Genomic DNA, 13,410 nt, shown 5'->3' with positions numbered 1-13,410 from the left:
TAGTATTTCTCTTCGAAAGTTTCAACAAGTTTTTGCCAAGACTTCAGTGTTACTAAAACTGCATTTGTGGATTGTCCATTTAGACTACGTTGATTACGAATAATAAATGATTTTCCCATCTTTTTCACCTCCTACCTATAAATATTGAAATAAATACCAAAAACTATAAAATATATCAATTTTGATTATACCAAATCGAAATTTGATGAAATACGTCCCTTTAAGAGGAAAAATGAAAAGATGAAACGTCCTTTAATCCCTTGTGTATCAAGGGGTTTCAGGATTCGTGTATTTTTTTTTATGGACATGATATGGCTATGAATTTTCATATTGGTAGAAAAGGTGAAAAATAGAAAAAAAACCGTATAAGTATGATTAAATCAACATTTATATCGATTTTTTAAAAATGAAAAGGGACATCATATGGCTGTAAATTTTCATGTTTATAATTATGAGTTAAATTAGAAAAACTCTTTAAATAGTGATGGTAATGGGGTTTATCTGTAATTTTTCAATTGAAAAAGGGACATGAATTAGCTAGGTGAGTTTTCATGTTTGGTAAAAAATGGGGACATCATATCGCTATGGGTTTTCATGTTGCATAAATACATGAAAATAGAGTTAGAAACGTGTAAAGCCTTAATATGAAAGGGTTAATGGGCTTTTTATCTAAAAAGAAAGGGACATCATATAGCTGTAAATTTTCATAACTAATAGTATTGCTGTAATAGAAAAGCTTATATATCAAGGTTTAAGCAATATTAGAAAAAAATTTCGAGTTAGTAAGAAAGAGACACATATTGTTATTTTTGTTTCATGTTTTGTAAAAAAGGGACATGATATGACTATAAATTTTCATATTGATGAATTTGTGGTGTTCGAAGTAATCGAAAAATAAAAGCATTAAACAAGACTTGTTAAGCCTAGTGCACTGTTGAGTACCAGTTATAAAACGATTAAACTGTTTTTTCAAACCATAGTAACAATGTGTTTAACGTGAATGTAAAGAAAGATGAATAAAATGTCGTAATTATAAGAATTTTGTATTTTTTTGTTGATTTATATTATTTTTCATGTTAAACTCATTTCAACAAAGAAAGAGTAAACAAAAACCCTTAGCGATTAAAATATCAGAATTTTCAATCTCTTTATCAGTTTACTTCATGTGATTTACCTGTTTGTGTATTGCTTTCCACTCTTTCTTTGTTCTTCCTTATAAAAGAAAGCGACTTGTTCGTATCTAATTTGTTCTTTTTTCATTTATTCCATAGCAGCTTTAGCTGCTTTTTCTTTTTCTATATTTTTGTCACAAATAATTTTTAAAGAAAACGGAAGTAATCTTTTTTTGGAGTTGAAATAAAGTTGAACCGTTTATAAAAAGATTATCTTTTTATAAAAAAGGTGCTCTGTTCTATCACTTTGGATTTTACAAATCGATTGAGTCTTGTATAATCAGTTACAGAGCGGGCTATAAGTATGCAAACTAGAGCCTTTAACATGTTAACAACGAAATAGGAATGGGAATATTCTGACTTAATTTCTAGTTTTTATAAAAAGGAACATCATATAGCTAATTATTTTCAAGTTCAGATTAAGAATAACTAAATGTATATAAGGAGCAGAATTTATATGGAAGACGTTCTACAATTGTTTAGAGATGCACTATCAATAACGGAACAATTGTATAAAAAAGATGAGCAATTGTGGCAAAAATGGGTGTCTTATTATGTTGAGGTTGAAGCAGATAAAAGTAAAATTGTGACTTCAGAATACCTTTCTCCATCATTTTCAATGCTCGTACAGTGGCTAGAGCAACAACAAAGAAAAGGTATTTCTCCTCTAGATATATATAGAAATATTGATGAATATAGAATAATCATTGATGAGACAATAGGTGTCTTTATTGAACAAGAGTTTCGTAAAAATCAGACAGTTAGTAATAAAGTGCATACAGCAACAAGTGAATCAAATGCAAACACATTGAATGAAAATTATTTAGAAGTAAATAACTCCGCAGTATATTATAAGTTAAGGGATGGAATAGCTAAAAATCAATTTGAAGAAGATGAAAATACACTGTTAAAATCATATCCTATTGAAACAAAGGATAGTAATGGAGTGGCACAGCTTTCCTCTCATAAAGATGAAGATCTAAAATTAACGAATATTGAAGAGGCAGCAAGATGGAATACCTTAGTAGATGGTGTAATGAGTAATATGGATGATTTAACTGCAGATTGTTTAGATACCATCACGATTCAATGGTTGAATGAAGCAAAATCGCCCGATGAATTTATTGATTTTTCATATGAACAAGTTTTAGAGATGTGCAGTATTTCAAAGGCTAAGGCAAATGGTGTTGAATACTACAGGGTAGAAGATAAAATTAAAGTAGCGAAGCGGATTGCGGCCCTAGCAAGTATTTTTATATATCTAAATGATGACAATGAAGTAGTCGTATTAAATGATCGTGCTGAAACAGGTAAGCATTATGAAGTAAAGCGTGAGGTAATTAAAAGACTATTCGTATTAGATTCTGTGGTTCTATGGAGAGATAAAAATACAAACGAATACATGGGAATAGAATCATGCCGAATCAAACCGGGGAGTTTCTTATCCGGATATTTATATGGATCTAATAGTACTACCGCATTATTATCAAAAAAGGCACTTGAATATAATAGTTATAGACATAAATATCATAAAAGGTTAATTCGATATTTGACATGGCAATGGAGAATACGTCAAATGTTTTCTAGTTTACAAAGACCTTATTCCATAGGTGGAGATAAAGGTTTGTTAGCAGTTATGGGGATAAACCAGAAACAAAAACCGAATCGTATTCGCGAACAATTAGAAAATGTTCTTATGGATCTAGAAAAAGAAGAGGTAATTTCTCATTGGGAATATGATAATGGTTTAGAAGAAGAAAAACTAACAAAAAAGAATTGGTTTAAAAACTATTATTCACAGTTAGGAATAGTAATATTGCCGCCAAAAGAACTAATTAGTTCAATGGAAAACTTAGCAAAAAAGAAAACAATTGATACGATACATGAGGAAAATCAGCCAATAAAAATTGTAGAAAAACCATTAGATACAACTGAAAATGAACAAGTAATTAGAGAGAAAATAGAGTTTGTGCATATGAAAAGGAATATAACTATGCGAGAACTTTCAATAGAGATAGGTATATCGCAGCCTACTCTTTCTAGATTTTATAATAAAAAAACAAAACGTCTCTCTAGTACGGCGAGAAGCAAACTAAATCAATGGTATAAACGACAGTTAATCATTGATAAGATGTAAGTTGTAAATACTCTAAAAAAAGAGTCCTATTTCTAGGACTCTTTTTTTAGAGTATTTACATACTAATTACCAAATAAACTTGCTGTATCAAGATCATCATATTCATCATTCAAAACATTTGTTTCAGATTTAGAAACGTCTTCTTTTTTGTCATCTTCATTATTGGGCTTCTCTTCAGAAGTTCCAATTATTTCATTAGGAGATTCAATCTCATTATGGATGTTTTGATTATCATTTTTGATAATAAGTTTTGAATCATTCAATAGGACCCGTTTTACCTCATTTAAAAAATCTTTATCTTGAAGTAAGATCTCTCTTTGCATTTGTTGTTGAATCTTATAATCACCAACATCTTGCAAACCATGTTTATCAATAAAGTAACAGACAAGTTTATATAATGAATCTGCTATATTCCCTTGAGATTCAAACCATTTAAAGAACTCTTCATTCTCAATTTTTTTGAGATTCCAAAAGAAAGATTCTCTTTTCTTGTCAGCCATATTATCTCACCTTTTTTCGAGTAAGAATCTTCTTGATTACTTGCATCCCTCTAGCATTCATATCTACAGCATATTTTTCTGGTATCCATAATAAGTACATACCAACTTGCTCACAATACTCTAATAGTTGATTATATAACTCATCTTTAAAAGTAACACTTCCCCCACCGTATACACATAAAATTTCAGCTTCACTGGCGGTATTGCTTACATACTTTTCACTTGTATCTTCTAAGATAAGTTCAGCTTGTTCTACTTTTGTAATATTAAAGTAGCCAGTTGCTTCTTCATAGTATTTATGATCTGGATCTTGAAGGATTTGTGAGAATTGTTGGCGTTTAATGTTTGTTCCACGTTCTTGGTTTAATAGCTTAACAGCTTCTTCTGTAGCATGCCCAACTCCACGTCTTTCTCCGCTACAAGCATCAATGACTGGATTTACACCGACTGTGTATATATACTCAGTTGTTCCATCTCCAATGTCGCTATGTAAGATTTTTTTGTTCTTAAAGAAGGATTTTTCAACTGTCTCTACCTCAAGTTTGTCTTTATATAGTTTAATAAAGTCACTAAACATATCTTCTTCGCCTTCAAGGATTGCATATAAAGGAGGAACGCCTTCCTGGGTAATGTTTGCACTGTTAAATGTTAAGCTGACTGTTACTTGTTCTTCCCCTACATAAACAACTACAACATGATTTGAATTAGTAAAACGTTGCTCTAGGTGTTTTGCATTTACTGGTGTCCATTGGCTTGCTGGAATAGCTGAAATAAGATCAACAGTCACATTAATTGATTGTGGTAGTTGTTCAGTTCTTTCCCACTCAAGCTGAACGGATTTATTTGCAATTAGTCCTAGCATATTAATTAACGGCAAATCATCGTTATATTTTTGACCTACTTTAATGTTCATGTTTTTTGGGTTCTTCCCTGTTAGCATCGCTCGATTACCAATAAAGTACATACCAGATCTTCTAATTGATTTACTAGCAATATTTACAAACATATTGTCTACTAGATTAATCACATTTTTTTGAGTGTTTGTTTCTGTTACATTTGGCATTGAGTAAACGCTTTGATATACGTTTTTCATTTTTATGTATTCACCATTAATGTAACCTTTAAAAGAATCGTTCCCAATATCGCCTTCAATGTCTATATGAAGAGTTTTCCCTTTTGAATTCTTCATTATACATCACCTCTATAAAATTTATTTTTTATTTATATTTAATAAATATATTATACCTTAAAAGTAGAGTGATTACAAGGTTTTGAACGGGATTAACCTTAATTAAATATCAATTAGATATAATTTAAATACAAAATTAATATTTAAATGAATTCATTTTTATTTAGCGGTTGATTAATTAGGTTTTTATATAAAATAAATATAAATAAGATATTTATTTTATATTTATTAGAACTAAGTACAGTTCGTTTGTTAGATTAATTGTTTTTTTTTAGTGAATTGTATCTTTTGTAAGGCATTTATATAAACCTTGGAGAAGTTTTCTATATGAGTTGAATGAATTCCTTTAAGATATTCTTAGGAATTAAAGTTAGAATTAATAGTTTAAATTATAATCTTCTTAAGAGAATTTGAAGTTTTCGAGGATGTATAAAATCCGCTAACAGACAAACGTTATCGAAGTGTTAATTTGGTGTTTAATAATACATAAACGCTATACGTTATTATGGCGTTTATCCCTTTAATAACAACGTTTGTAAGGTTTTTGTTAACGAATAATAAAGTTGTTTTAAAAATAAAATAGTTGTTTAAAAACAGGCTGTAAAATCGGATTTTTACAGCCTGTTTCTTGTATATATATAGCTAGAATAAAGCATGTTTGGATTTCAATTTATACTCTATCTTTATCGTTTTCCGACAGAAGACTCCTTCCTCAAAAATGTGAAGGTGTGAAACACCAATTTTAGGTGGGAGATGAATGTCGGTTGGCATAGGCCAACCTGTTTGCTATCATTTACTTGTACAGATTGCTCTTTGAAAACTGAAGATGTGAGGTTGGTTGCAGAAAAACGTTGCAACCGTAAAATCTTTAACGTTCTATCGCCCACACTTGCCGAAGTTGCGAAAACCAAGCTAAAGTAGGGAGTGTGGTGAATCAACGTACAAGATACTTTATGTTCTCACCGTAGGGACTACGGGTAGAGCCTGCTAAGATAACTGTTGGATAATCGGTGTTCGCAGGAATCTCCCACTTCAAACAGTCCGTTAGGACGTTAAGTGGTGAGTAGTTCAAAAACATCCATTACCCTAAACGTTTGAGAAATTAGCAATAAGTCTGGAGCAAAAGTAAGTCCATACGGGCTTAATTCCCAAGTGAGAAATTCAACACGCTCACTATACCAATAATCATAGCTTAAATCACCTGTACCCTCAGATCTGGAAAAATCACTTGTTACTTCATTCATTTTTAAAAAATCAATCTCTGTATATTTTATAATTGCTAATCGAGTATTGTCTCCAGCCAATACAATATCGTACTGACCAAACTTTTGAATTTCCTTTCCTTCAAGCCCGTAAACACAATGTGCAGCGTATGTTCCTGTTTTGATTCCTTTAACAATTAAACTTCTTAATTCATCTCTCATCTTCTTGGAATCATCTCCAAACACCTATGCATCTGGAACACTTATGTTTAACTCATTTTCTCTCGCGTGCATATGCCAATATTCTTCTATATTATTAACTGATATTAGTCATTCATCCCTATAATCTGTCAATATTTTAGAAGAACATGTAAGCCATTAAATAGATTAATTTAGGATGTTTTGCTTTCTCTGATCCATGTATATAATGTGAGTTCACAGTTTACATAATAACATTCGGCATGACCCTCTAGATTTAGTGTAATAACTGATAGACAGCTTAAGTTATAGTGTCCAAAAGTAATAATGAAAGCATTAATTAGAGCGAGTAATTTGTATATGAACCAACCTACTTATTTAAGTTAGAATTCATTTTTTAGTAAATAAAGTAGTTAGTTGGATCTGAAAGTTTAATACTTCCAAGAGGATGTGATGTTTTAGAGAATGTAACTAAACCCCCTAAGTCGTAAACGTTATCAAAGTGTTATTTTAGTGTTTAAGAATACGTAAACGCTATCCGTTTTTGTAGCGACTATCCCTTTCATATCAACGTTTATGAGGTCTCATCTATTTAGAGGGATGCGACTTGTACTAAGATTGCTTAGAGATAATGATAAAAGATTTGCTGGTAAAGCTGAAAGTTGAGGATCAAGAAAGCTTTGTTTGTAAAATTTAGGGACGCGTTATTTTAAATTTGTAGTTTCATTTAAAATAAGCTAACATTCTATATTTGTAATAAAGAAACGTAATTTAAGTATTCAATATATAATTTCATTACAACAAGATTAAAATGAATACAGAATGAACGCTTGTGAAGTGGTAAATTAACGTTCTAATTAACGTGAACGCTATGCGTTCATAATCCGTTAAACCCATTGTTTTATGGGGTTAAGGCATTCTTACTTAAGTTCTATAATATGAAAATTTTAAAAAGTTAGGGCTTTACAGCGTTTAACCAAGCTTCCCGAAAAACTGATGGAATTTTGATGATTTTGAGAATAACGATCAATACATTGATATTAATTAATACCGAGGATTTTTGGGATTCATAGGTAAGGCCAAAGAAATATATAAATACTTCTAATTGTTGAAATGGTGGAAGTACCTTAAACGCAATAAAATTGAAAGTAATACTCTAAATTTTATACAAAATTAAATTTAAATTTGAGTTGAGGAATAACTATTTAGAATTGAAGTATATAAAAACTGAAATTTATCGTGAACGCTAGGCGTTTATGGTGCGTTAATCCCTTGATATTAAAAGGATTAAGGTGGTTTTGATATGTTTGAATTAAGAAAAGGTTGAGAAAAAGACAGGGGTTTTTGGCTTTTTCAACTACTAATATTATAATTGAAATTAAGTGATTTTCTCTTTATTATACTTAGGCGATATGTATGAACTTTAGTAAAAAAGTATATGAACTTTTAATGAGTATTAGTTAGATGTATATTAGTAAATATACGTTTTACTTTTGAAGTTAAATAGGTATTAAAGACAGACATAAGAGGAATTCTTTTTAATGATGTATATTTAGCATTGTGAAGGTGATTTGAAAAATAAAAAAAGCGGTAATTACCGCTTTTTTTATTTGGGAAATGTGTTTAAAAGAAAATCGCCCAATTATTTTCGATTAAACAAACGTTGAATGAACGTTTGTTTACTGTTATCTTGTTGTTCTTGGCGATCTTCATTTAACAATTGAATGGCTTTATCCAGTTTTTCCTGTAGTAACTGGATTTGTAAATCTTTTTCTTCCTTTTCTGAGCGTTCTTGTAATAATAAATTAATAATATCTTGGTTTTGTTGTACAATTTTTTCTTGCTGGTTAAACATATAGGAAAACTTATCTTGAATTATTGAAATATCTGTTTGTGAACGTTTCTGAAGTGTTACCTCAGTTTCGTTTTCTTCTTGAACACCATCCGTTTTCGGGGCGTTTTCTTCGATTGTCTCCATGCTTCGTGTAGCGGCCTCTTCTAATTTCCAATTTTGATTTAGGTATTCCTTCATTTGTTTTAAAATATCTATATCATTTTCATAATAAATTCGTTGGTTACGTTCATTTCTTTCAAATATGTATTCCATTTTTTCTAGTTCAATTGACCATCTACGAAGTGTATTAGTGTTTATATCCAGTTGCTTTGCTACTTCTTGTGCAAAATATCCATATTCCAAACTTCACACCTCCATTATTTGTGTGTTAGGTATTCTTTCTTTATTAGAAGGATCATTCCTCTAATAATAAAAATCTTTATTGGTCACTCTGTAAGAAGCGTTACTACCTTTAAAATGTTTTCAGTGTAGATACTCGTGTGCTAGATTAGTATATATATCTAGTATTAATGTTAATTAAATTATAAAGGTTATCCGTTTTGATAACGTTCACCTTTGGAAGTAAAAAGATATTGAGTAGACAATACAATAACTAAAGAATTACTTGAAATTTTATTATTAAAAGTTTGTTTCCAATATAAGAATTTTACTAGATATATGTGCAAGAATCAAAGTTTTCATTAATAGAATTAGTATCTAATTAATATTCTTTTAATTCTAAATATAAAGAAAATTAATAGGGATGTATTGAACGCTATGCGTTTAAATAGCGTTTTACTAGTAAATAATAATACTCAATTTGAAATAGGGATACTTCTAATGAAATTTTTGTTCCTCAAAATGGCTTATGAGGTGTTTTAAATTTTTCCATAATCTACAAAGTATTAGAGGTATTTAATCTTAAACAAAAATAATGTTACAAGGCTATGTTTAATAGTTTACATTTTTAGTATAGTCAATCTTTTTAAAGTGCATTCAATAGCTAGTGATATTCTTTAGAAGTGGGGGAGGAAGGGGGAGGCATATAGATTCAATTTGAAATGAATAGAATTTTATCAGATTTTAGGGAAGCTGATTACAGGCATCTACATAATCATTTATATATTTTGCAAGTTGAATCGGATTCCCTAAAATTAGACAAAAGAGAAAGAATTCCAGAATGCTATATTAAATAAATCTTGTTTTAAAAAGTAAAACCATTAATAACATTAGAATAAATAATGATGCTTTTAAACTTACTCTAGCAAGCTATTCAGCATTTTCTCTTAGTAAATTTCAAGTTTAATTTGATAGTTAAAGAAGAGCTAACTATAAATATATTATGGTTAACTGTATACGTAGATTGCCTGAAACTTCAAAATACAAATCCTATAAGATGATTTGTATTTTGAAGTTTCTGGTGTCGAAAAATAGCAAGTTTATGACCGTTTATAAGAGGATATGACAAATAGCCTTGCTATGGTTGATTTTTTTAAGCAAGGCTACATACTAGTATAATTTTTAAAATTTAATTACTCTCTTCTAAAAAATTATAGAAAACAAATTCTCTTTTTTTATTTAAACCATGCAGTGATTTCTTTTCTAATGCGTTTTGATTTCTTCGTTCCCAGTTTTGTTTAGATTTTTGCCCAAACATTTTTATAAAATGTGCAGGATTGCTATTTTGAGCTTCATTGTATTGGAACCATTGCACACATTCTTCAAAATCCCATCTAGCATAGCGATCGATATAATGTGGCATCCTTAAAGCAAGTGTATATGCATCTTTTTCACTAAGATGATTTAGTTCTTGGCTTAAAATGTAGTAATAAGCTTTTCTCTGATCCTCACTTAGATAGTCATCTAAATCTTGTAATCTGTTATTCTTTTCTTTTAATTCACAATTTTTATCTGATTTTTCTTGTTTATTTATGTTGAAAACATCTAAAGAATTAGAGGAGACTTGTATATCATTCTCTATATTTTCAGGATTGGCTACAAAATTTTTCTTAAAGAGTTTTTCACTTAGCAATTTAGTGAAAGTAGAGCAAACATCAATTGCTAAAGCCCATTTTATCTTAAAATATTCAATGATTTTTAAATAGTTGTTATGTATGGTTAATATGTAAATTGAAGGGGCGATTTTACCATGTCTTCGCACTTTAATTTGTTGGCATACGCCCAGATCTTGCAGCCATGTTAACACGTAGTTAATGACTGGTTTTGAAATGCCTGATTTTTTGCTGATGTGGTCTTGTCTAACTTGACTATAGCCTTCTTGTACTAAATAAGATAAAACAGTCTCTAAGGCTTCATATTTTCTTTTGGTAAGATAATCTTTAGTGGTAACACCCTCATATTCTAGGACAATAGTATCAATATAAGTAGTAATTTTCTTTATTGCTTGATTTATAGCTCCAGAAGTCTTTGATAAGTGTTTGATACGGGGACTTAATTCAGTTTTTGCTCGACTGAGCAAAAAATTGTGCAACAACACAGAAAAACCCTCCTAATTTTCCCACCACAAATAAACTGGAAAACAAGGGTTTTATATTCACATTATATGCACCTTATGGTATAATTTTAATATCAAGTATGATACTAAAGAAATACACATACACTTGTAGTGTGAATTAAAACCCTATCTTTGGAGTTTTTAATTGGATCCGGTCGCCAAACTAGAAACCAATTAAAAACTGGCGGTGGGGTTTTATTTTTTTGTTATAAAAAATATAATACCTTGATAAGTTATTTATATTTTACAATTCCGTTTAAAGAATATCAACACTCTAAGTTCATATTTAAGACAAAAGAGAAAAATATAGATGGAATTAATATTTTTACGTCTATAATTAACTGAATATTCAGTATTTAAATGAGAAAAATTGAAAGTATTTAGCTATGTTATAATCACTATACATATGTAGGTTTCTGAATATTCCTTGAATTCAGCCGCATACTTCTGAAAAAGAGGTGAATATACATGGAAAATATAAATAAAGAAATTGATAATTACTTAGCCTTTAAAAATATAACATACACAAACCTTGCAAAAGAAGTTGGTGTTTCGAAATCAACTATTTCAAATTATCTTAACAAGAATAATGCATTATCAGTATACACTTTTTCAAAGCTTGTATATGTTGTTTTTGAAAACGATAAAGATAAGCAAGAACAAATGATTATTAACTACTTAAATACATTAAGGGATAGAATGAATATAAATGTGAAGCTTGCATTTGCAATTGCCCATTTAAATGATTATTTAAAATTAATGAAATCTATTTATCAACTGTGTAAGAAAAGTGAAGATATAGAAATGAAGCGATTGGCAAAAATTTTTAGTTTATATATTGCTCGTTTAGATGGTGAGGATATTAAAAGCATATATTTAGACATTGAGAAAGCTAGAATGATATCTAATAAAAGTAATTATGATGTAGAAATCTATTGTGACATTCTTAGTATGCTAATTTTATGTGATTTGGGTGATTTCGGATTGATGGAGGGATATAAAGTTAGGATTGAACGTAATATTGAATTAGTGACTAATAATTACTTAAAGAATTTATATTATTTTTGGGTAACAGAACTATGGAGTTATACGCTTTTAAGAAGAGATATGTGTAAAGAATTTAAAGAAAACAATACATATTTAAGAACTTATAAAGATTTAAAATTCTTTCCGGTTATGGAAGCATTCTTGAATATAAGATGCGGAGAAAATTGCATGTTTACTAATTATAATAAGTCTTTAAATTTCTTTTTAGAAGCTACAAGTATATTGAGTAGAGCGAAAGAAAGTTTAAAATTTAGAATAGCCTTGAATGATATTAATTTTATAAGAATTGTTTGGTGGAAAGATATAGATAAAATAGAATTTAATAAACTTCATCCAGCTGAGTACGCACTTTTTTTAATTAAAGAAGGGAAGAAAGATGAAGCTATTAAAATATTAGAGAGAATTGAAAAGAATAAAGGGTATTTATCACCAATGCAGACGTGCTATATGGGGATGGCTAAGGATAATTTAGAATTAGTAAAAAAATCCATTAATATGTTTAAGTCAAATAATGACTTTTTGTACGTGAAGTTTGCAGAAGGAATATATGATAAAAATATAGAAAAAATAATGTAGTTTTTGCAGAAAGGAGAGAATAGAGTGAAGAAACTATTTAAATTGATAATAATTACCTTGTTTTTGATAACATTAGTAAATGCATTATTAGGTAAAATGCTATCATATCAACACTATTCTAAATATAAAAATATTGATAATCAATCTGTTTCTTATATGAAGGTCGATCCTGGTGGAGGCTCTCCGGGGTTATTTGAATCCTATGTATTTAATTTGGAACCTAAAGTTACAGTGGAAAATCCCATAATGTATAGAATGGTCGATCCTGGTGGTGGAGGCTAATTCTAAACCAACTTTATTAAAAAAGACATCGTTTAAACGATGTCTTTTGTGCGTTTATAAAACGTTTTATAACTTTCTAAATAAGAAACTACGAAATGTATGTGTGTAGATTCACAATTTATAAATGGAGGGATAGAAATGAAATTAAGTATAGATCAGCTTACAGAAATTATAAAAGAAATGGATTTACAAACTTTTAGTGAGCTTATTGAATTATGTTCAGAATATAGCTGTAAAGAGAAATAAGAGGGTCTCGATCATAGGGACTTTCTTATTCCTCCTTATTAATTTGCATTGTTAATTTGTTTGCATATTTTAGTAACTCTTCCTCAATTCTAGGTTTATGTTCATCTGGAACGCTCATGTATTTTTCATAGAGTAGTCGTGCTAGACGTTCAACGGGATCTTCACCCTTTATAGTATTTAATAATTCCTTATCAGGAATTTCACTTTTTAATAAAGAAGCTGTATTTACGTCAAAATAATTTGCGATTTCTTCTAATTTGTTTAGGCGTGGTTTTTTTTCTCCGGTCTCCCAACTAGAAACAGTTCTATAAGTAGTTTTAAGGTCATTGGCCATTTCTTTTCGGGCTACTCCTTTTAAAGCTCTTAATTTTTTTATATTTTTTCCTAATACGTTCTCTTCAATCTTCATATGATTTATCACTCCAATTTTAAGCAAGTAGGTTTTAAAAAATATCAAATTCACACTTTAAGTGTTTAAAATATGAACTTTAAGTGTTGACTTTAGGCTTAAA

9 protein-coding genes are annotated in these 13,410 nt (G+C 29.5%); 3 read left to right on the top strand and 6 right to left on the bottom strand.

All coding sequences use genetic code 11. From position 1 onward, the window contains the following. Positions 1–1,629: 1,629 nt before the first annotated feature. Positions 1,630–3,309, top strand: coding sequence for a helix-turn-helix domain-containing protein (locus ACUN26_RS28760; protein WP_000390413.1), 1,680 nt, complete (start codon positions 1,630–1,632; stop codon positions 3,307–3,309). Positions 3,310–3,371: 62 nt separating this feature from the next. On the opposite strand, the gene ACUN26_RS28755 is transcribed toward ACUN26_RS28760, so the two are convergent. The 5 genes from ACUN26_RS28755 to ACUN26_RS28735 all read right to left on the bottom strand — a co-directional run bounded on the left by ACUN26_RS28755 (position 3,372) and on the right by ACUN26_RS28735 (position 10,729). Beyond that, entirely contained in the window at positions 3,372–3,809 is a 438-nt protein-coding gene (locus ACUN26_RS28755; protein ID WP_000763941.1) for a hypothetical protein, read from the bottom strand. A gap of 1 nt (position 3,810) precedes the next feature. Further along, positions 3,811–4,998: a ParM/StbA family protein gene (locus ACUN26_RS28750; protein ID WP_000798156.1), complete on the bottom strand. Its 1,188-nt coding sequence runs from the start codon at positions 4,996–4,998 to the stop codon at positions 3,811–3,813. Between the two features lie 1,052 nt (positions 4,999–6,050). Continuing rightward, on the bottom strand, positions 6,051–6,422 hold the full coding sequence (locus ACUN26_RS28745; protein ID WP_001204124.1) for an ASCH domain-containing protein: 372 nt from the start codon (positions 6,420–6,422) through the stop codon (positions 6,051–6,053). A gap of 1,618 nt (positions 6,423–8,040) precedes the next feature. Then, positions 8,041–8,595: a MerR family transcriptional regulator gene (locus tag ACUN26_RS28740; protein ID WP_000455697.1), complete on the bottom strand. Its 555-nt coding sequence runs from the start codon at positions 8,593–8,595 to the stop codon at positions 8,041–8,043. Positions 8,596–9,760: 1,165 nt separating this feature from the next. Then, entirely contained in the window at positions 9,761–10,729 is a 969-nt protein-coding gene (locus ACUN26_RS28735) for a hypothetical protein (protein ID WP_000924320.1), read from the bottom strand. Between the two features lie 486 nt (positions 10,730–11,215). Here ACUN26_RS28735 and ACUN26_RS28730 point away from each other — a divergent pair, with 486 nt between their 5' ends. Beyond that, positions 11,216–12,370, top strand: a complete 1,155-nt coding sequence (locus ACUN26_RS28730) for an AimR family lysis-lysogeny pheromone receptor (RefSeq protein ID WP_000427889.1) — start codon at positions 11,216–11,218, stop codon at positions 12,368–12,370. A 24-nt stretch (positions 12,371–12,394) separates the two neighbouring features. Then, positions 12,395–12,652 (top strand): hypothetical protein, encoded by a 258-nt coding sequence (locus tag ACUN26_RS28725; protein WP_000732611.1) that lies wholly within the window; start codon positions 12,395–12,397, stop codon positions 12,650–12,652. A 271-nt stretch (positions 12,653–12,923) separates the two neighbouring features. On the opposite strand, the gene ACUN26_RS28720 is transcribed toward ACUN26_RS28725, so the two are convergent. Next, positions 12,924–13,307: a helix-turn-helix domain-containing protein gene (locus tag ACUN26_RS28720; protein WP_000687451.1), complete on the bottom strand. Its 384-nt coding sequence runs from the start codon at positions 13,305–13,307 to the stop codon at positions 12,924–12,926. Between the last annotated feature and the right edge of the window lie 103 nt (positions 13,308–13,410).

The sequence above is a fragment of the Bacillus sp. WC2503 genome (assembly GCF_052682895.1).
The sequence above is the reverse complement of the archived record's forward strand: the minus strand, read 5'-3'. Positions and strand labels throughout refer to the sequence as shown.